Genomic DNA, 18,006 nt, shown 5'->3' with positions numbered 1-18,006 from the left:
GCCGCTCCCCGACGCAATCGCCGCCTAAACCCGGCTACGCGCCGGCCAGCATCATGCGGCCTTCACCGGATGGATACGGTCCGCGACCGCCAGAATATTGTGTTCAGCACCTGACGGTGGTCAACCGGGTTCACGCCCCGGATGTTGGTCGGAAAGACATGCTCGATCACTGACCACTCGAAATCCGAAAAATCAAACCGCGCCACTACAGTTGGCCCTGCGTCAGGCCACTGAACCAGAAGTCGTGCCCGATGGGAATCCCGTTAGGGGCATGTGACCTAGCGCCCGATTATGTTCAGATACCGATGCTGCGGGCTGGCTCCAATCAGGTGTTCCGTTCGCGTCGATAAGCTGTCGGCGTCATGCCGTAGCTTCGGCGGAAGAGCCGTGCAAAATGGCCCGGTGAATGGTAACCAATCTCGAACGCAACCTCTGTTATGGCCAAATTGGTCGTTTCCAGCAGCACACGGGCACGTTCTAGCCTTACCCTCGTCAGATATTGATGCGGCGGAGCGCCAACGGAACGCTTGAAACTGCGGATGAAATGATAGGGTGAAAGTCGCGCTTCCGCCGCGAGGTCGGCGATTGACAAATTCTCGCAGTAGCGACTTTGGATGTGCTCAATGGCTCGCTTTTGCTGCCAGGGTGCAAGCCCCGACGCATTATTCAGGTCGGTGCCCTCGGACAGGCTCGACCATGTTCGAAGCATTCTTACAGTCACTGCCAACGAAACGCTGTCCAGCATCATCCGGCTGCCGCCACTGGGAGCCTCGAGTTCTTGCGCAACAAGTCGCCCCATCTGGGCGATCATTGGATCTTCCTGGAGACCGCGCTGCTGCAATTCGACCGACCCGGGACAATCGAATTCCTCCGTCGCGCTCTGCTGCAACAATTTGTCGGGAAGATAGAGATGCATGCACTGGCCACAGGCAGAGTAGGTGACGGAACGCGGCGCTTCTCCTGCTCGCACAAGGGCCGTGCTGCCCGGAACAATACGACGATGAAACAGGTGGCGGCCATCGATGAAGAGGCTGCTCTCGCCCCCGCCGAAAAGGCAAGTCTCAATCATGTGCGTGTGCGGGCAGGCAGGGCGTGACGCTTCGCTATTGGCGAAAACATCAGATTGCCAAAGTGCAGCCGACAAGCCCAGTGAGCCAAAACCCTTGGCTATGGGCGTTTTGCTGTAGGAAAGCTCTATCCGATCTGCGTTGAGCGGACCGGTTTCAGTCCCGGGCAGACTGCCGGTAGAATCAAACTCTGTTGACACAAGCTACCCCACTTCTCGCTTGACCCATACCAAAGTGGCGGCGTTCGTCGCCCAACGCGAACAGGAACCGCGCGGAGGAAAACCCGCCGTCGCCTCACCCGCCTTCTTGCGCGACGATACCTGTCGCACCCGGGAGGTCGCTTGCCCAAGGATGGGGATCACGTTGCGCGGCCCCATCATGTGTTCCGTTCGCGCCGATAGGCGGTCGGGGTCATCCCATAGCGCCGGCGAAAGAGTCGCGCAAAATGGGCTGGAGATTGATAACCTGTTTCGAAGGCAACATCCGTGATGGCCATATCGGTCGTTTCCAGCAGCAAACGGGCGCGTTCCATCCTGATCTGCGTCAGATATTGATGCGGTGGAACACCAACGGAGCGCTTGAAACTGCGAATGAAATGAAAGGGCGAAAGTCGCGCTTCCGCTGCAAGATCGGTGATCGACAAATTCTCGTGATAGCGACTTTGAAGCTGCTCAATGGCGCGCTTTTGCTGCCAGGGTGCAAGGCCTGACCGATGCAGTTCGGTGGGTGCTGACAGGCTCGACCAGGACCGCAGCACGCGGACGACCAATGCCAAAGAAACGCTGTCCAGCATCATCCTGCTGCCGCCGCTCGGAATCCGAATTTCTTGCGCAGCAAGCTTTCCCAACTGGGTGATGGCCGGATCGAGTCGGATATCAGTTGGCAGCAGCTCGACCTGAGCATTTTGCCCGAAGTCATCGGCCGCGCTCTGTTGCAAAAGACTGTTGGGCAGATAGAGATGCAGACAGTGACCCCAGCCGGTGTGGGTAACGGAACGTGCCGTGTCTCCCGCCCGAAGAATGCCCGTACTGCCGGGAACGATCTGCCGACGATAACGAAAACGACCATTGATGAAAGAACTAATCTCGCCCCCGCCGTTAAGGCAGGTCGAAATCGCATGGGTATGCGGGCAGGCGGGGATATTTTGATCGCAACCCGCGAAGATTTCCGTTTGCCAGAGTGCTGCTGACACACCCAGGGAGCCGAAACCCTTGGCTATCGTTTGCTTCGCATAAATGGCCTCTAACCGGTCCGGGCTGTGCGGACCGGCTTCTGTCCCGGGCAGGGTGCTGGTTGGACCAAACTCTGTTGCCAAAAACTACCCCCAATGTCGCAACGCGATTCCATCTGCTGACGAGTGCCAACAGCTCCAACGGGTCGTTATTGACCTGTTGATAGCACAGTTTTGATGATTACAGAATGTACCATCGCAGCGAACGGAACACCTGACCGAGTTCGCAACCGAGGACATCCCCATTTCTGCGCTCGCCGCTGGTCGCCCCGCAGCATCCGCCTTCATGGATTAGACGGCGACCGTTGGAGAAAGTCGCCAGCCTGGGCCGCCATTGTCGAGGGCGATCAAAAACCGGCCAAACCCTGCGGGCTGTTATAGGCAATTGGATGGCGCGAGACTTCGGCCAGACTGCCATTCTTGCCCACACGATAGCCAATTAGCGTCGAGGCGTTGCCAAATATCTGGTACAGAAAAGCGTCGTCGGGGCTCAACCAGCTGTCGCTTGGGCCACTGCTGACCAGGCCATTGACCGCGCGGAAGGTGCCATCGCCGGGGATTGGATCGTTCGCAGGATCTTTGAGAATGCGCAGCGTAGCCCCGTCGAGCGCGAAGCTGGTCAAGCTTCCATATCCGAAATTGGTCGCATAAACGCGCTTGCCGTCGGCGGATATCGCCAGCCAGCAAAGCTCCGAGGGCTTGCCAGCCGCAGTATTGATCTGGACCGGTGCTCCATTGGTAACGTGCCCCTTCGCGTCGATATGGCTGATCGCGATCCCGTCGGACACCGCATAGCCATTGATGAAGGTGCCCGGTCGACCTTTTACGAAACCGATGAAAAAGGGGCCGGCTCCCCCCGCATCATTGAAGATCGGTTCACGCAAGGCGCCCCGCGAATGGATCGGGAAGACGACCAATCCGTCCTTGTCGGGCGCGTTGGCAACAACCAGCTTTGCCGATCCATCGGCATTTTCCGCCGGGCGAAAATCAAACAATATGTCGACGAGAAGAAACTTCTGATCGGGCGACAGAACCAACTGGGTGGGGATTCGGTCGGTCTTGGTGGCGTTGTTGACGCTGTAGCGCGCGTCGCGCAACGTCAGTTTGCCGGCCTTTTCCGAAAACGCGCGAATATGGTTGGGTCCGAAGGCATGGAGCACGAACAGCGTATGGCTCGCCGGGCTATAGGCGAGCGACTTGGCCGTGCCGCTTTTGCCGGTTACCGGTTCGCCAGTGCTCTGGCGATCGAGCAGCGTAAGGCGACCACCGGCCGCAACACGAAAGCTCGACACCGTATTGTCGCCGCCATTGGTGGCAAACAGCAGCTTATTGCCCGGGGCCAGGATGACGCTGCCGGCACCTTCGAAGGCATTGGGTGCGCTGGCTTGCCCGCTGACTGGCTTGAATACGCCCGACCCGGCACCGCCCGTGGCGACGCGCTCAACCTCGGCCAGCGTGCCGTCGGCACGACGCGCGAAATGCACGATCTCGTTGGCGATGGTGTTGGACTGCATGTAAAGGTGGCCTACCACTTTTGCCGACGCCGGCGTCGGGTGCTGCAGCGCAGCCACGGTGAGCGTGAGTGCCGCTACTTTTGCGGTCTGCGCTACAGCGATACCGAACAATATCAAGGCGGCCAGGGCGAGCTTGAAATGCATAACCAATGTCTCCCATCGTTTTTCGCGCGCGCCGGTGCCGGTTGGACCGCCAGTGGCCGGCTAACGCCTGTCACCGGTTCAGCCTTATTTCTTCAGAACCGGATAGCCATCGACATACGTCCAGTCGGTGGCTTTGGCCGGCTCGTGGCAGGTTAGACAATCTACCTTGTAATCGGTCGATGTTGTCTTGGTCGGCGCGCCCTGGTCAAACCATGCCCAGCCCCAGCCGTCGCCCCACAATTTGTTGTCGGGATGGCTGTTCTTGCTGTCCTTGACCATGACGAACCAGCCTTTCAGCGTTTTCGTATGGCTGACCGTGCCTGTCGTCATTGGTCCTGTCGACGCCTCGAATACCTCTTTCACCAGCGTCGTGCCGTCCGCGAACTTGCCGTTGGCGCGATGCCCGGCTGCGGCACCGGGCGAGGCATAGACCATGTGCATCTCCTTCGATCCAGCTGCCTTGTCGTCTGCCACAGCCCAGGTGCCGAGATACTGATAGGTATCGCGATAATTGGCCGGTACCCGCAAGGTGCCTGAGGCGTCAGCGCCGCTGTCGACAGCAACGCTGTCAACAACGGCACTTGATTTCGGTTGCGGCGCACAGGCCGTCACGATCAGGGCACCGGCCAACGATAACGCTCGCAACCCGACAACTGTGGCACCACGGGGCAGCATCTCTATTGATCCAGCCGCGGATAGAACTGCGTCCACACCATATCTTTCTTGGCACCATCGATATGACATTGCGCGCACTCACCGATCGGCCTCAATTTGGCAGTCTCAAATTTGGGCTCGCCATGATTGAAGTTATAATATCCCCAGTTCTGCGTGTCCGCATAACGCTTGCTGTCCTTGACCGAAACATCGGCGCCATTGAGCTTGCCGGGGAAATATCCGCGCCCCGAGGGCTCGTCGCGCGAACCGTCCGGATATGTCCCTTTGATGGTCAGCTGAAGCTCCTTGAACAGGATTGTCCCTTCCGGGAAGACACCGGTCTTCTTGTATTCGTCATAGGCCCATGGCTGGATATAGACGTTGTGGAACTCGGGGAAATTGGCCTTGCCATTGTTCAACCCATGCGGTGTCAACGGGGAGCCCATATACACCCACCGTTCGAACTTCTTGGGCAACACAAGTTCGCCCGCGGCGGTGTATTCCGGCATGTATCGCTCGACGGCAGGGCTGGCCACGGCAGTTTCATCGACCGGACCAGCCTTTGTTGCTTCTGACTTGCTGCAGCCTGCAAGAACAAGCAGAGAACATCCCAAAGAAAATGCGGCGAAGCTAGTTTTGGTCATCATGATTTCCTCTTTACCAACTGTTATGATCTCGGTTTCAGCGTTTTGTGACGGGCGCCAAAACGCACTGAAGCTACGCGACAAGCTTTGCTCGCTGCCCGGCATCGGAGGCTGCAAGATACATCCTCGTGCCGGGCGCGAATTTGGCTCGGTATTGCATCCACCGGTCGAGACGCGCCGACGTCCAGACGCCGGTCGAAAGCCGACATGGTCCTGAGTGAGAGATCACGTAGTCCTGACTGCCTGCAGCGTCGCCCCTTGCGGTGCGAGGCGTTGCGCTGAAAGGAAAAATGCGGGCGTCGGCGGTGGTGGGGAAGGCGACCGACGCCCGGTTCCTGGTGGCTGCGAAGCTTGGCCAAAGCTCCAAAACAGCAGGAACGAGAGCTTGAACAGACAGCGCGTATCCGGACTTGAGGCCCTGCAATCAGATGAGGGTTCGGGTTACGCAACCTTGCGCACACGCCGGCCGTCGCGAAGGCTGGATGGCATTCGCGGAAGGCGCAACGGTCATCATGCACCCGAGGCCCATCAGCCGGGAGCGAGATTTGAGTCTTGATGGCCGCCTCCCTCCGGTTAGCTGGTTGGTGCGCAGTCAAGTTGTCCAAAGGCGTTTGGATTGCAGGCAAACTAACCGCTTGTGACAGAGTCCGCGCGCGCAATGCTGCTATTGACCGAACGATATTGCGCCATATTGGCCGTGGCGAACATTTGGGGCCAACGCCTCGGCTGATCGTCAAGATCTGCATGGCTGCCAATTGATCGCATAGCCACCGGCGCCCTGACCCGCCAACGGTCCTCGCGCAAAGGACAGACAGGCTGCCTGAAATGCGCTGCCGCGAGGCGCACCATTTGGAACGCACGGCAAGATTTCCGGGTCAAGCGGTGCGCCATTCGCGGCCATAGGGCGCGTCTGTCCCAAGCGAGCGCCCCATGTCATGATTGCGATTTTCACCTTCGTTCTATCCGCCCTTGCAGCCTATCTCCGCAGCACAAGCACAGGCGTTGAAGGGGTGCAGCCGTCGTCCAGGTCTGGCTGGCGTGCGACGTTGGCGTTGGGTGCGGCAGCGTGCATCATTGCGCAGCATGCGGCCATGCCGCCACGCCAGCCTTGCCCAGCCGGTCTCGCATTGGTGACGGTTCAGATATTGTCCGGCTGATCGCGCTTCTTCGATGCGTGCGCCACTTGACGCGGTGCCTCGCCGGTGACCCTGGCAAACACCCGCGAAAAGGCGGCCGCGCTGTCATATCCGACGCGTCCGGCCACGATCTTGACCGGCTTGCCTTTGGCGAGAAGTTCGCGCGCCAGCGTCATTCGCCAGCGGGTCAGATAGTCCATCGGCGTCCTCCCGACGCACGCGCGAAAATGCGTGGCAAAGCGGGTGCGTGACATGCCGGCCACTTCGGCAAGATCATCGAGCGACCATGACCGCCGGGGCTGTTCGTGCATTGCCGTCAACGCCTTGGCCAGCCGGGGATCGGCAAGGCCGCCCAGCACACCACCGCTTACCGTGCCACTGGCCACAACATGCCGCACGATCAGGATCAAAAGATAATCGAACAGATGGTCGATGGCGGCCTGCCGCCCGTCGTCCTCACCAAACCCTTCGGCAAGCAACAGTTCGCAGACCGGCCCCATCGCCGGGTGCTCGGCCAACGGAAACAGGACAAGCTCGGGCAGTCCTTCGCCAATCGGGTTGCCGACATCGCCGCCCAGATCGACCTTGGCACACACAAGATCAGCCCCTCCTTCTGGGGGCGCCGTCAAGCTGTGCGCCCGCCCGCGGGGGAAGAAAACCAGCATGGGTTCGCTGATCTTTATGTCTGCCGCGCCAGTGCGGCTTAACGTCAGTTCCCCCTTTCTGAGGAGGTGAAGATAGCCACATTCGGTAAACTGCGCCGCGTTGCACAAATTGCCCGAGAAGAACGCCCGCGCGCTCGGGGCGGTGTGCGCAAACAGGGCGGCAAGGTTATCCATTTGAACGATCTGCAATGAAGTTGGCACCTATCTGCATCGATAGCAGCCCATATAGCTGTTGTGCAACCCCGCACCGATCATGAAAGGAAATTCAAATGCCCCGTATCAACCCCGTAGAACTCGCCACCGCTGACACTGGCGTCCAGGCAACCCTCGGCGCTGTCAAGGCGAAGATTGGCATGGTCCCCAATCTGTTTGCAACCTTCGCTCAGGCCCCCGCCGTGCTGAACGGCAACCTCGCTTTCGCCGATGCGCTGACCAAGGGCGTTCTGACCGCCGCACAGCGCGAAATCGTTTCGCTCGCTGTCGCCCAGTATAACAGCTGCCACTATTGCCTGTCGGCACACACGCTGCTCGGCAAGGGTGCCGGCCTGTCGCCCGCTGCCATCCGCGCTGCCCGTCAGGGCAAGGGCGAAAGCGCGATCGACAACGCCATTGCGACGCTTGCGCTGCGTATCGTCGAAACGCGCGGTCAGGTCAGCGACGCCGATCTGTCTGAAGCCCGTCTCGCCGGTCTTGACGATGCCCGCATTGTCGAAATCGTCGGCAATGTTGCGCACAATGTGCTGACCAACTTCATGAACAACGTCGCCCAGACCAAGATCGACTTCCCGGTCGTCGATGTGGCGATTGCGGCCTGATCGTATTGCTTGCGGGCCGGTGCAACGCATCGGCCCGCGCCCCAACCTGATTTGAAAGGAACACGACCCATGAACCTGCAATTCCTCACCCCGAAGCTGCATGGCGCTTTGGACTATATCGCCGCTGGTGCGCTGATCGTGTTGCCCTTCCTGCTCGGTCTTCAGGGCATTGAGCTCTGGCTGTCCGTCGCGGGCGGTTCCGGCCTGATCCTCTACAGCCTGCTCACCGATTATGCGTTCGGTATAATCAAGCTGGCGTCTTTTGACCTCCACCTGTTGCTCGATCTCGCGGCTGGGGTGGCGTTCATTGTTGCGCCGTTCGTCCTCGGCTTCGGCTTCCTCGCATCAATCTATTATCCGGTCATGGCGGCTGGCGTGCTCGCGGTGGTTGCCTTTACCGCGCGTGCCAACCCATCAGTCCGGCAGAACGCCGCTGCCTGAGCCCTTCTTTCAAGGACACGAGTTTTGTTATCAACAATGCCACCCTGCATGTCCCGGTCGCGGCATGCAGGGTTTGGCACGACTGGCGTGTGGCTCCACGACCGGGGTTGTGGGCCAACGCCCTCAGCGCCATGTTTCAGTCGAGAGGTGAAATTTCCTTACAGAGCTCAATGCCTCTCCGTTCTGGCTTTTGCAGCATCAGCCAACAGCGACCAGCCGATGAAAACGAGCCCGCTCGTCGCAAGGCGAGGCGGTGTGCGGCACTCCAACAGGGGTGCCGCACCCCTTTATTTCTTCAGCACCGGATAGCCATCGACATACGTCCAGTCGGTGGCTTTGGCCGGCTCGTGGCAGGTCAGACAATCTACCTTGTAATCGGTCGATGTTGTCTTGGTCGGCGCGCCCTGGTCAAACCATGCCCAGCCCCAGCCGTCGCCCCACAATTTGTTGTCGGGATGGCTGTTCTTGCTGTCCTTGACCATGACGAACCAGCCTTTCAGCGTTTTGGTATGGCTGACCGTGCCTGTCGTCATTGGTCCTGTCGTCGCCTCGAACACCTCTTTCACCAGCGTCGTACCGTCCGCGAATTTTCCGTTGGCGCGATGCCCGGCTGCGGCACCGGGCGAGGCATAGACGATGTGCATCTCTTTCGATCCAGCCACCTTCTCGTCCGCCACGGCCCAGGTGCCGAGATACTGATAGGTATCGCGATAATCGGTCGGCACCCGCAAATCGCCCTTAGCAGTTGCGCCAGTGTCGGCGACGGTTAAGGGGGGCTGCGACTCAGGCGCACAGGCCGTCACGATCAAAACATTGGCGAGCAATAACGCACGCAGCCCAGCAGTCATCCAGCGAGAGTGTTGCATGTCAATTGATCCAGTCCGGGATAGAGTTACGTGCAAACCATTTCTTTCTTGGCGTCGGCGTGGCACTCCAAGGGTTTATAGCGGTATTGCAGAGCCGTATGCCGCTCAATTCTACTCTCCTAACCCATCAAACCAGGATGTTCAACCCCTGAAAACGACCTCTGCTGTCGTAGGGTCAGGCGGCGAACGATGCAGCGCGAGGAAGGCGTCAGCGATCTTCTCCGGAGCGAACGGCGTGCCAGCCGCAACCTCGCCAGCAATCGTGACGGTGCCAACGCGGATACCGCTGGGTGCCAGCTCTGCGGCCAGCATCAGCGCCAATGCGCGGATGCCGGCTTTGCCGACCGACAGAGATGGTGCCTGAGGGGAGGGGTAAAGCGCAAGGCCGCCGCCGGTGAACAGCAAAGTCCCGCGCCCTGCTGCAATCATCGCCGGGGCGAGCGCCCGCGCGGCGACCAGCGCGCCGGTCACACACAGCTGGAAATCCGCATCAAAGCTTTCGGGTGTCGTCGCCAGCACCGGGCCCGGGCGCCACAGTGCCGCGTTATAGACCAAAACCTCGGCATCGCCCAAGGCATCGCGCGCGGCATCGAGTGCCGTGGTCAGCGCGGTCGCATGACCGGCATCGGCAGCAAAACCGCGCGCCGCGATGCCGCTTGCGCGAAACGCCGTCACTGCCGCATCCAGCTTGGTGGTGTCACGCGCAATCAGCGCCAGCGGATAGCCTTCTTTTGCAAACGCCTCGGCGACTGCACCACTGACGCCCGGCCCATAGCCGATGATGATCGCAGGCCCTTTTGATTGTGTCATATTGCGACCCGCCTATCCAAGGATCATCGGCGACAGCACGGGGGCCATCAGCATCTCGAACTCAAGATTGGTGGCCGAAACGATATTCTCGATGATCTTGCCGTCCTTAAGCCGCGCGACATGGGTTTCGTCGAACAGGATGATCCGGTTGGTCGCGGCGACTCCGTAATAGTCCTTGGCGTGGCATTGGCGCGAATGAAAGCGCGTTACCACGCGCGTGCCATCAGCGGATTCGAACTGGTCGATGATCTCAACGGGTGATTGCGCCGGAAACGCATCGACGAAACCCGTCAGTGTCGCCTTATACTCATCGATACCCTCGATCGGACCAGTTGGCTTGAGTCCGGTAAACCCGCGAATATCCGGGTGCATGGTCGCATCTGCGGCAGCAAGATCGGCGCGACCGAGAAATTCGGTGGTGAATCGGCGTACGATTGCCAGATTGTCCATGTTTTTGCTCCTCGGTTCAGATTCGCCTTGATTAGCTTATACTGCCTACAATGCTCGTGCGCCTCAACAGCCATAGCCGCCGGGCCAAGCAAATAACTGCGCTTTGGCAGCAAGAATCCTGGGAACTTCGCCCATCTGTTTCTTGGTTGCGGCGAGCAGGACCAGGCTCTCGCCCCGAGCAGGACCAAGCTCTCGCCCCGAGCAGGACCGATCAGGCGAGGGTCGTTCATACGGTGTTTCCTCGAATCCATGCGAGTCTGCGAAACCTGTCGTGCCGCATCAATACGCATGCAGGATTTGCCGTGCTTGGCCGAAATTGCGCCAAACGACCGATCTTGCGGCAAACCGCCTTATAGCGTGCGTTGCCGGGGCCACTCGGAAGTATTCATGCCCAGCACGCGCTGGAATAGCCAGGCGAGGCCCTGCCGCGAGTCAAAACCAAGGCTCAGCGCCAACTCGATGATCGAAAGCCGGGAGGTGGTCAAAAAGGTCCTTGGTGCGCTCCAGCCGCAGCCTGTTCTGGCAACGGTGCGGCGGCGGGCCGGTGGATTGCTTGAAGGCCCGGCAGAAGTGATAGGTCGAAAGGCCGACAACGCTGGCCATCGCCGGGAGCGAAACATGCGCGCCATCAGACACCGCCATCAGACACCGCCATCATATCGATGACGCGGTGCACCTGCCAGGGCGCAAGGCCGGACGACATATGTCGCTCCCATCAGTGCCATCAGGAAAACGGGGTGGGCTGCCGAAGTACCAGCCTTAAGGCAAGTGCGGCGAGTGCCGCCAGTATCGAACTATGTGAGACGATCCGCGACACCAGCGGGACAATCACGAAGGGGATCGCCGCCCCCAATCCCACTTGCCAACACACAGCCAGCAACACGCCCAAGCCGGTCGCCGCTGACTTCTCGCCCGAAAACCGGATGAAGATCGACCTGCTGTGTCCCAAGATCGCCAGCAGCGCAGCGGCCATCACAGATCAGGGCAACCAAACGTCGAATTCGACGGCAGCCAGTCCGGCCGCAACCACCACCGCCAGCGAGAAGAGCGATTGGGCGAATGCAAAGGTTCTGCCGGACGACAAGGGCTATGATTCCGACTGGCTCCGTGTGGCACTGCCCCAACGCAAGATCCTATCCTACATCCCGTCAAAATCGAACCGGAAAGTGCCGATTGCACAAGATTTGCCGCTCTATCGCCAGCGGCGCAAGGTCGAGAACATGTTCGGGAGGATCAAGGACTGGCGGCGCATCTACATGCGATACGATCACTGCGCCCATACCTTCATGTCCGCCACTCTTATGATCGGTGGTCTGGCAACTGGACGGTCTGCCTAAGGGGCAAAGCGGACTTCGGCCCATCGGCCTGACTTGATTCCCACACAAACCCGACCGCCAAGGCTCGATCCTGAGCACTTCGCCGAGCTACCTAGAAAGCTACCTAGAAAGCTACCTAGAAGAAACAAGCTGCCGAATAGCCCCTTCCCAATCAGGCATAACCTATTAATTTATAGAGAAAATATGGTGGACGCACTTGGGCTCGAACCAAGGACCCGCTGATTAAGAGTCAGCTGCTCTACCAACTGAGCTATGCGTCCATCCATCCTTGGCAGGTTCGCTCGAATCAGCGACCGCCGGGAGAGCGCTGCCTATATAGGATCGGACGGGGATGGAAAGAGCTTTTTTGGCTTTTTTGCAGAATTTTGTGGTGGGCGCAGCGACGACTCGAGAGCCTGGGACGCAGGGCCCTTTCTTCGTCGCTCAAGCGAGCAGTCGACCGCCGCCGCCGCCCTGCCTGGTGTTGCGTTCGATGCCCATCAGCAGGCCGATACAGATCATGATCGTCATCATCGACGACCCGCCATAGCTCAGGAAGGGCAGGGGGATGCCGACCACGGGGGCAAGGCCCATCACCATCAGCATGTTGATGGCAATATAGAAGAAGATGACCATCGTGAGGCCGCCGCCGGCCAGCTTGCCGAAGCGGCTGGGCGCGTTGAGCGAAACGGCGGTCGACCAGCGCAGCAGCAGGGCGAACATCACGATCACGAACAATCCGCCGATCAAGCCCCATTCCTCCGCCATCGTCGCGAAGACGAAATCGGTATGGCCCTCCGGCAGATAGTCGAGATGGCTCTGCGAGCCCTGCAGATAGCCCTTGCCGCCGATGCCGCCCGATCCGATCGCAATCTTGGACTGACTGATGTGGTAGCCGGTGCCGAGCGGATCGCTTTCCGGATCGAGGAAGATGAGCACCCGGTTCTGCTGATATTCCTTGAGCAGGAAGAAGAAGGCGAAGGGCACGAAGGCCGCGCCCGCGAGGCCCGCACCGATGAAAAGGCGCAAGGGGACGCCGGCAAGGAACATCACGGTAACGCCCCCGGTCATCACCGCGATCGAGGTGCCAAGATCAGGCTGGGTCATCACCAGGAACCACGGTACGCCGATCAGCACCAACGGCGGCCAGATCGCCGACCAACTGCGCGCCTGGCCAATAGGCAGCATCTCGTAGAAGCGCGCGATCGCCAGCACCACCAGCGGTTTCATGAATTCCGATGGCTGCAATCGGATGAAGCCCAGTTCGATCCAGCGCTGGCTGCCGCCCTTCACCGCGCCTGCCAACTCGACGAGTAGCAGCAGTACCGCGAACAGCGTATAGGCAGGGAAGGTGCCCCATTTGACGAAATTCTCGCTGAACAGCCGGATGACCAGCGCCATTGCGAGGAACACCACGAAGCGCAGCGCATGGATGCCTGCCCAGGGCGAGACACTGCCCCCGGCTGCCGAATAGAGCACGATCACGCCGAATCCGGCAATGGCGACGGTAATGAAGATGATCTGCCATGGCAGCTCCGCCACCGGGCGGGGAACAAAGGCGAGCATCAGTCGGCGGCCTCTTGCGGCGGTGGCTCGGGCACGCGGCCCTCGGCGCGTGCGCGGAACGAGGCGAATTCCGCCGCCATCCGCTCTTGGATGTTGCCGCCCCAACCGGCCTCCATCGAGAGAAGGCTATCCATCGCCTTTTGCGGATCGAACATATAGGTCATGAAATCCTTGGCGACTGGCGCTGCGGCGCGCGATCCGCCCAGGCCGTGCTCGATGACCACGGCAGCGGCATAAAGCGGTTGCTCGACCGGCGCGAAGCAGACGAACAGGCCGTGGTCGCGATATTTCCACGGCACGCCGGCGCCGCCTCTGCTGCCAGAGCCGAGCCCGCGCACCTGCGCGGTGCCGGTCTTGCCCGCCATCGCGATTCCCTCGAGCGGCAGTTTCGAGCGTGCCGCCGTCCCCTGGCTTACCACCTGCGCCATGCCCTGGTGCGCGACCGCGAGATGCTCGGGCGGATAGGGCAGGGTGGGGGCGACCTTGTTGTCCGGGATGAGATGCGGATAGAGCTTGCGACCCGAGGCGAGCCGCGCGACCATCACTGCCAATTGCAGCGGATTGCAGATCACATAGCCCTGGCCGATGATCGCATTGAGCGAGTCCGATGCCGTCCACGCCTGCTTGAACTTGCGCATCTTCCATTCGCTGTCGGGAATAGTGCCATAGCGCTGATTGAGCCCGGCGAGGTTGAAATCCTCGCCCAGACCCATTTCGCGCGCGACCATGGCGATCTTGTCGTACCCAAGCCTGTGCGCCTGTGCGTAGAAATAGGTATTACAGCTCTTCTCGATCGCGCGGACCATGTTGACCGGGCCGTGGCGGCCCAGGCACTGGTAGAAGCGGTTGCCGAGCCGATAGCCACCGGGGCAGTTGACCGTCTCTTCGGGATCGACGCCATGCTGCAGGCACGCGACAGCGGCCATGGGTTTCAGCGTCGATCCGGGCGGATAGAGCCCGCGCGTCGCCTTGTTGAGCAGCGGCACGCGCTCGTCCTGCGACAGCATCGAATATTCGAGCCGCCCGATGCCGTCGGAAAAGCTGTTGGGGTCGAAGCAGGGCATCGACGAGAAGGCGAGGATGCCGCCGGTCTGGCAGTCGATCACCACCGCCGCGCCCGATTCGCGTCCCATGCGGCGCGCGACGAATTCCTGCAGCCCACCATCGATGGTGAGTTTCAGCGGCTTGCCGGGCACGTCCTCCTGCACGCCCAGTTCGCGCACGATCTTGCCGCGCGCGGTCACCTCGACCTTACGCGCGCCCGGCTTGCCCTGAAGCTGCGGCTCGAAATATTTCTCCAGCCCGTCCTTGCCGATCTTGAAGCCCGGCGTGATCAGCAGCGGGTTCTTGTTTTCTTCATATTCCTCGGCATTGGCGATGCCGACATAGCCAAGCAGATGGCCGACCGCCGCGCCCGTGGGATATTGGCGCGAGAAGCCGCGCTGCGGCGCGACCCCGGGCAGGTCGGGCAGGCGCACCGAGAGCGCGGCGAAATCCTCGTAGCTCAGCCCCGCCGCGACCGGCACCGGCTGCAGCCCGCGCGCGTCCTTCATCGCTGCGCGCAGATCATCGACCTTGTCGGGCGTCATCTTCAGGATGGTGGCCAGCTGGTCGATGGTGCCATCGACATCGCGCACGCGTTGCGGGATCAGGTCGACGCGAAAATCGGCCTTGTTGTTGGCGAGCGGCTTGCCGTTGCGGTCGATGATCCAGCCCCGGCGCGGCGGAATGAGCGTCAGGTTGACCCGGTTGCTCTCCGACAGCATCTTGTAGCGCTCGTTCTCGACCACCGAGATATAGGCCATGCGCGCCGCCAGGATCGCACCGACCAGCCCCTGCGCCCCGCCGATCAGCATGGTGCGACGGTTGAACGTGATGTTCAGCGAGTTGCGGGTGATCAGCTTGCCCGGACGTATCATGGCTGCTCCGTCCTCAACGCTTGAGGCGGATATGATCGAGCCGCGCGACGAGGCGCAGCACCAGCGGATAGGTGAAGATCGCCAGGATCATCTGGGGGTACAGCACCGAAAGGCGCGTGTCGCTGACAAGAAAATTGTTGATCGCAAGGCCTCCTGCCAGCCCGAATATAAGGCACAGCGCGGCGATGAACCAGTCCTGCCAGTAATTGCGCCAGATATAGCGCTGCTCGATTAGATCGAGCGCAATGAGGATGATCGACCAGAGCAGCACTGCGCTGCCCACCGGCTGGCCGCTCATGATATCGTCGAACATGCCGAACGGAACGCCCGCCCAGACCGGCCAGATGCCGGGGCGCAGCAACTGCCAGCAGATCAGCACGACCAGCCCGAAGGGCGGCAGCACCGGCGCGGATGCGACGATCGGCAGCAACGGGGTCATCGACCCGATCAGCACCGAGGCGATCGGGACGCCGGCCTTGCGAAAGGCGGAGGGCTCGCGGTTCAGCCGCGCGCGATACGGCGCGTTCATGGCTGGACCTGGCCTGCGGGCTGGGCTGGCGTCGTCGATGCGCCGGGCGCGGGCGTCGTCGCTGGTGCGGCCGGCTCTGGCACCTTGGCTGCCGGCTTTTTCACCGGCTCGCTCTTGCGCGGCGCGGATAGCGGCGCGGCGGCCTCGGTGTTCGCAGGCGGCAGGCCGCTCGCCTCGGGATCGACCAGCTCGGGTTCGTACATTTCCTGCACGATGACGAAATCGGTGCCCGCCGGGTTGGCAAGCAGCTTGCCGATCGCGCCATCGCCGGTCAGCTTCTCGATGATCGCGACGGGCACGTTTGGCGGATAGATCCCGCCATTGCCAGATGTGACCATGACATCACCGACCTTGAACGGGTTGATGCCGATATCGATCAGCTTGATATCCACCCGGCCATCGCCGCGGCCTTGCGAAAAGGCGACGATGCCGTCACGCGCGCGGCGGACGGGCACGACATTTTCAGCATCGCTGAGCAGGAGTACGCGCGAGGTATTGGGCCCGGTCTCGAGCACGCGGCCGATCAGCCCGCGCTGCGCGCGCACCGGCTGGCCGCGCTGCACGCCCTGGCGCGATCCGACATCGAGCGTGGCGAAGCGGCGGCTGCTCGAGGCGCTCGAATTGATCAGGCGTGCGGTGGCAACCGGGCGACCCTCCTGCTTGATCAGTCCGAGCAGACGGCGCAGTTCGCGATTTTCCTGCTTGAGCGCGCGGGCCTCGATCAGGCGGATGCGGTTGCGCTCGACCTCGCGCTGCAGCTCGGCATTCTTGGACCCAGCGTTGAAATAGGCCGCAACTTCGCGCCAACCGTCCTGCACGCCAACGCGCATGCCGGTGAACAGGCGCGCGGGCGGCGCGCCGAGTTCTGCTGCGACCGAACGGACGGCGGAAAAGGCGGCGGGGTCGAAATGCGACAGCGCAAGCAGCAACAAGCCGGCAAATGCTCCCGTGAAGGCGAGCAAATACCCGGTGAAAATCTGCAGCTGCGCCTTGCGGGAGAACCCGGGGCGCCGATTGCGGGGCGGCGCCATGCTTTAGTCGCCCGTCAGGCGGTCATCAGCACGCCGCGGAAGATGGGGTCTTCCATGGCGCGACCGGTGCCGATGGCAACGCAGGTCAGCGGATCCTCCGCCACCGAAACCGGCAGGCCGGTCTCTTCGCGCAGATGCGCATCGAGGCCCGCGATCAGCGCGCCGCCGCCGGTGAGCACGATGCCCTGGTCGACGATATCGGCGGCCAGTTCGGGCGCGGTGTTTTCCAGCGCGATGCGCACGCCCTCGACGATGGTGCTGATCGGTTCGGACAGCGCCTCGGCGATCTGGCCCTGGTTGATCGAGATTTCCTTGGGCACGCCGTTGACGAGGTCGCGGCCCTTGATCTGGATGGTGTGGCCGATGCCGTCGGGCGGAGCGACCGCGATGCCGAAATCCTTCTTGATCCGCTCGGCGGTTGTTTCACCGATCAGCAGATTGTGGTGACGGCGCACGTAAGAGACGATCGCTTCGTCCATCTTGTCGCCGCCGGTGCGCACCGAGGTGGTATAGGCAAGGCCACGCAGCGAGAGAACCGCGACTTCGGTGGTGCCGCCGCCGATATCCACGACCATCGATCCGACCGGTTCGGTTACCGGCATGTCGGCACCGATCGCAGCGGCCATCGGCTCGACGATCAGCATCACCTGGCTCGCGCCCGCGTTCGACGCGGCATCGCGGATCGCGCGGCGCTCGACCGAGGTGGAGCCCGAGGGAACGCAGATCACGATTTCGGGATAGCTGAACATGCTGCGCTTGCCGTGCACCTTCTGGATGAAGTGCTTGATCATGTGCTCGGCGACTTCGATGTCGGCGATCACGCCGTCACGAAGCGGGCGGATGGCTTCGATCGAATCGGGGGTCTTGCCCATCATCATCTTGGCATCGACGCCCACGGCCTTGACTCGCTTGATGCCGTTCAGCGTCTCCAGTGCCACCACCGAAGGCTCGTTCAGCACGATGCCCTGATCCTGGACATAGACAAGCGTATTCGCGGTGCCCAGATCGATCGCCATGTTGTGCGAACCGAACCGGAAGAGTTTGGAGATGAACGACATGCAGACTTTCCAGAACTAAATGGAGGGAGCGGCTGACGGACCGTGATGTGTGCAGATATCCCGGGGCGGAGGCTAACCCGTGCGCCCGGCCAGACCAAGGCAGAAAAATGCTGGGAACTCGGGAGTCGCGTCCAAGCCGCGCTTGGGCTA

General features: G+C 61.2%; 19 protein-coding genes and 1 tRNA gene. 3 read left to right on the top strand and 17 right to left on the bottom strand.

Going from position 1 to position 18,006, the window contains the following annotated elements; translation table 11 throughout:
• Nucleotides 1-325: 325 nt before the first annotated feature.
• The 6 genes from OPU69_RS14275 to OPU69_RS14250 all read right to left on the bottom strand — a co-directional run bounded on the left by OPU69_RS14275 (nucleotide 326) and on the right by OPU69_RS14250 (nucleotide 7,244).
• Entirely contained in the window at nucleotides 326-1,267 is a 942-nt protein-coding gene (locus tag OPU69_RS14275; protein WP_146215341.1) for a helix-turn-helix domain-containing protein, read from the bottom strand.
• A gap of 176 nt (nucleotides 1,268-1,443) precedes the next feature.
• Nucleotides 1,444-2,382: an AraC family transcriptional regulator gene (locus OPU69_RS14270; RefSeq protein ID WP_146215342.1), complete on the bottom strand. Its 939-nt coding sequence runs from the start codon at nucleotides 2,380-2,382 to the stop codon at nucleotides 1,444-1,446.
• A gap of 263 nt (nucleotides 2,383-2,645) precedes the next feature.
• Entirely contained in the window at nucleotides 2,646-3,956 is a 1,311-nt protein-coding gene (locus tag OPU69_RS14265; RefSeq protein ID WP_208625185.1) for a lactonase family protein, read from the bottom strand.
• A gap of 84 nt (nucleotides 3,957-4,040) precedes the next feature.
• Nucleotides 4,041-4,586: a cytochrome P460 family protein gene (locus tag OPU69_RS14260; protein WP_498511913.1), complete on the bottom strand. Its 546-nt coding sequence runs from the start codon at nucleotides 4,584-4,586 to the stop codon at nucleotides 4,041-4,043.
• Between the two features lie 47 nt (nucleotides 4,587-4,633).
• On the bottom strand, nucleotides 4,634-5,359 hold the full coding sequence (locus OPU69_RS14255; RefSeq protein ID WP_498511911.1) for a cytochrome P460 family protein: 726 nt from the start codon (nucleotides 5,357-5,359) through the stop codon (nucleotides 4,634-4,636).
• A 1,033-nt stretch (nucleotides 5,360-6,392) separates the two neighbouring features.
• Nucleotides 6,393-7,244 carry an AraC family transcriptional regulator gene (locus OPU69_RS14250; RefSeq protein ID WP_296200391.1) on the bottom strand — a complete coding sequence of 284 codons (852 nt, stop codon included), beginning with the start codon at nucleotides 7,242-7,244 and terminating at the stop codon, nucleotides 6,393-6,395.
• Between the two features lie 80 nt (nucleotides 7,245-7,324).
• Between OPU69_RS14250 and OPU69_RS14245 the strand changes: the two genes are divergently transcribed.
• Complete coding sequence (locus tag OPU69_RS14245) at nucleotides 7,325-7,870, top strand: carboxymuconolactone decarboxylase family protein (protein WP_066670912.1); 546 nt, start codon at nucleotides 7,325-7,327, stop codon at nucleotides 7,868-7,870.
• A gap of 69 nt (nucleotides 7,871-7,939) precedes the next feature.
• Nucleotides 7,940-8,311, top strand: coding sequence for a hypothetical protein (locus tag OPU69_RS14240; protein WP_498511908.1), 372 nt, complete (start codon nucleotides 7,940-7,942; stop codon nucleotides 8,309-8,311).
• Nucleotides 8,312-8,598: 287 nt separating this feature from the next.
• Here OPU69_RS14240 and OPU69_RS14235 read toward each other — a convergent pair whose 3' ends face one another.
• The 5 genes from OPU69_RS14235 to OPU69_RS14215 form a co-directional block, all read right to left on the bottom strand.
• The gene (locus OPU69_RS14235; protein ID WP_110298805.1) at nucleotides 8,599-9,159 is read right to left on the bottom strand and encodes a cytochrome P460 family protein; all 561 of its coding nucleotides are present in this window, start codon (nucleotides 9,157-9,159) and stop codon (nucleotides 8,599-8,601) included.
• A gap of 159 nt (nucleotides 9,160-9,318) precedes the next feature.
• A complete protein-coding gene (locus tag OPU69_RS14230; protein WP_110298806.1) occupies nucleotides 9,319-9,987 on the bottom strand; it encodes an SDR family NAD(P)-dependent oxidoreductase in 669 nt (222 codons plus the stop codon).
• A gap of 12 nt (nucleotides 9,988-9,999) precedes the next feature.
• On the bottom strand, nucleotides 10,000-10,437 hold the full coding sequence (locus OPU69_RS14225; RefSeq protein ID WP_110298807.1) for an ester cyclase: 438 nt from the start codon (nucleotides 10,435-10,437) through the stop codon (nucleotides 10,000-10,002).
• A gap of 432 nt (nucleotides 10,438-10,869) precedes the next feature.
• Entirely contained in the window at nucleotides 10,870-11,079 is a 210-nt protein-coding gene (locus OPU69_RS14220) for a hypothetical protein (RefSeq protein WP_498511905.1), read from the bottom strand.
• A gap of 82 nt (nucleotides 11,080-11,161) precedes the next feature.
• Nucleotides 11,162-11,410, bottom strand: coding sequence for a glycerol-3-phosphate acyltransferase (locus OPU69_RS14215; RefSeq protein ID WP_110298809.1), 249 nt, complete (start codon nucleotides 11,408-11,410; stop codon nucleotides 11,162-11,164).
• On the opposite strand from OPU69_RS14215, the gene OPU69_RS14210 reads away from it, so the two are divergent.
• The gene (locus tag OPU69_RS14210) at nucleotides 11,361-11,774 is read left to right on the top strand and encodes a transposase (RefSeq protein ID WP_110298810.1); all 414 of its coding nucleotides are present in this window, start codon (nucleotides 11,361-11,363) and stop codon (nucleotides 11,772-11,774) included. The two genes, OPU69_RS14215 and OPU69_RS14210, sit on opposite strands and share 50 nt — an antisense overlap.
• A 184-nt stretch (nucleotides 11,775-11,958) precedes the next feature.
• Here the strand turns inward: OPU69_RS14210 and OPU69_RS14205 are convergent.
• The 6 genes from OPU69_RS14205 to OPU69_RS14180 all read right to left on the bottom strand — a co-directional run bounded on the left by OPU69_RS14205 (nucleotide 11,959) and on the right by OPU69_RS14180 (nucleotide 17,856).
• Nucleotides 11,959-12,034: transfer RNA gene (locus OPU69_RS14205), tRNA-Lys, on the bottom strand.
• Between the two features lie 163 nt (nucleotides 12,035-12,197).
• Nucleotides 12,198-13,319, bottom strand: coding sequence for a rod shape-determining protein RodA (gene rodA / locus OPU69_RS14200; protein ID WP_060978215.1), 1,122 nt, complete (start codon nucleotides 13,317-13,319; stop codon nucleotides 12,198-12,200).
• Nucleotides 13,319-15,238 carry a penicillin-binding protein 2 gene (gene mrdA, locus OPU69_RS14195; protein WP_060978216.1) on the bottom strand — a complete coding sequence of 640 codons (1,920 nt, stop codon included), beginning with the start codon at nucleotides 15,236-15,238 and terminating at the stop codon, nucleotides 13,319-13,321. The genes rodA and mrdA overlap by 1 nt, the downstream gene beginning before the upstream one ends.
• A gap of 13 nt (nucleotides 15,239-15,251) precedes the next feature.
• A complete protein-coding gene (gene mreD / locus OPU69_RS14190) occupies nucleotides 15,252-15,767 on the bottom strand; it encodes a rod shape-determining protein MreD (protein WP_060978217.1) in 516 nt (171 codons plus the stop codon).
• Nucleotides 15,764-16,798 carry a rod shape-determining protein MreC gene (mreC, locus tag OPU69_RS14185; RefSeq protein WP_060978218.1) on the bottom strand — a complete coding sequence of 345 codons (1,035 nt, stop codon included), beginning with the start codon at nucleotides 16,796-16,798 and terminating at the stop codon, nucleotides 15,764-15,766. The genes mreD and mreC overlap by 4 nt, the downstream gene beginning before the upstream one ends.
• A 14-nt stretch (nucleotides 16,799-16,812) precedes the next feature.
• Nucleotides 16,813-17,856 carry a rod shape-determining protein gene (locus tag OPU69_RS14180; RefSeq protein ID WP_023837440.1) on the bottom strand — a complete coding sequence of 348 codons (1,044 nt, stop codon included), beginning with the start codon at nucleotides 17,854-17,856 and terminating at the stop codon, nucleotides 16,813-16,815.
• Between the last annotated feature and the right edge of the window lie 150 nt (nucleotides 17,857-18,006).

The organism is Blastomonas sp. 34TW (assembly GCF_059803595.1).
This window is presented reverse-complemented; position numbering and strand designations above follow the sequence as displayed.

Bases quoted from the DNA above. Each gene is read 5' to 3' on its own strand.
- OPU69_RS14265 (WP_208625185.1), bottom strand. From the start codon at position 3,956: ATGCATTTCAAGCTCGCCCTGGCCGCCTTGATATTGTTCGGTATCGCT.
- OPU69_RS14255 (WP_498511911.1), bottom strand. From the start codon at position 5,359: ATGCCGGGCAGCGAGCAAAGCTTGTCGCGTAGCTTCAGTGCGTTTTGG.
- OPU69_RS14245 (WP_066670912.1), top strand. From the start codon at position 7,325: ATGCCCCGTATCAACCCCGTAGAACTCGCCACCGCTGACACTGGCGTC.
- OPU69_RS14240 (WP_498511908.1), top strand. From the start codon at position 7,940: ATGAACCTGCAATTCCTCACCCCGAAGCTGCATGGCGCTTTGGACTAT.
- OPU69_RS14235 (WP_110298805.1), bottom strand. From the start codon at position 9,159: ATGACTGCTGGGCTGCGTGCGTTATTGCTCGCCAATGTTTTGATCGTG.
- OPU69_RS14230 (WP_110298806.1), bottom strand. From the start codon at position 9,987: ATGACACAATCAAAAGGGCCTGCGATCATCATCGGCTATGGGCCGGGC.
- OPU69_RS14225 (WP_110298807.1), bottom strand. From the start codon at position 10,437: ATGGACAATCTGGCAATCGTACGCCGATTCACCACCGAATTTCTCGGT.
- OPU69_RS14220 (WP_498511905.1), bottom strand. From the start codon at position 11,079: ATGGCGGTGTCTGATGGCGCGCATGTTTCGCTCCCGGCGATGGCCAGC.
- OPU69_RS14210 (WP_110298810.1), top strand. From the start codon at position 11,361: ATGAAGATCGACCTGCTGTGTCCCAAGATCGCCAGCAGCGCAGCGGCC.
- OPU69_RS14215 (WP_110298809.1), bottom strand. From the start codon at position 11,410: ATGGCCGCTGCGCTGCTGGCGATCTTGGGACACAGCAGGTCGATCTTC.
- rodA (WP_060978215.1), bottom strand. From the start codon at position 13,319: ATGCTCGCCTTTGTTCCCCGCCCGGTGGCGGAGCTGCCATGGCAGATC.
- mrdA (WP_060978216.1), bottom strand. From the start codon at position 15,238: ATGATACGTCCGGGCAAGCTGATCACCCGCAACTCGCTGAACATCACG.
- mreD (WP_060978217.1), bottom strand. From the start codon at position 15,767: ATGAACGCGCCGTATCGCGCGCGGCTGAACCGCGAGCCCTCCGCCTTT.
- mreC (WP_060978218.1), bottom strand. From the start codon at position 16,798: ATGGCGCCGCCCCGCAATCGGCGCCCCGGGTTCTCCCGCAAGGCGCAG.
- OPU69_RS14180 (WP_023837440.1), bottom strand. From the start codon at position 17,856: ATGTCGTTCATCTCCAAACTCTTCCGGTTCGGTTCGCACAACATGGCG.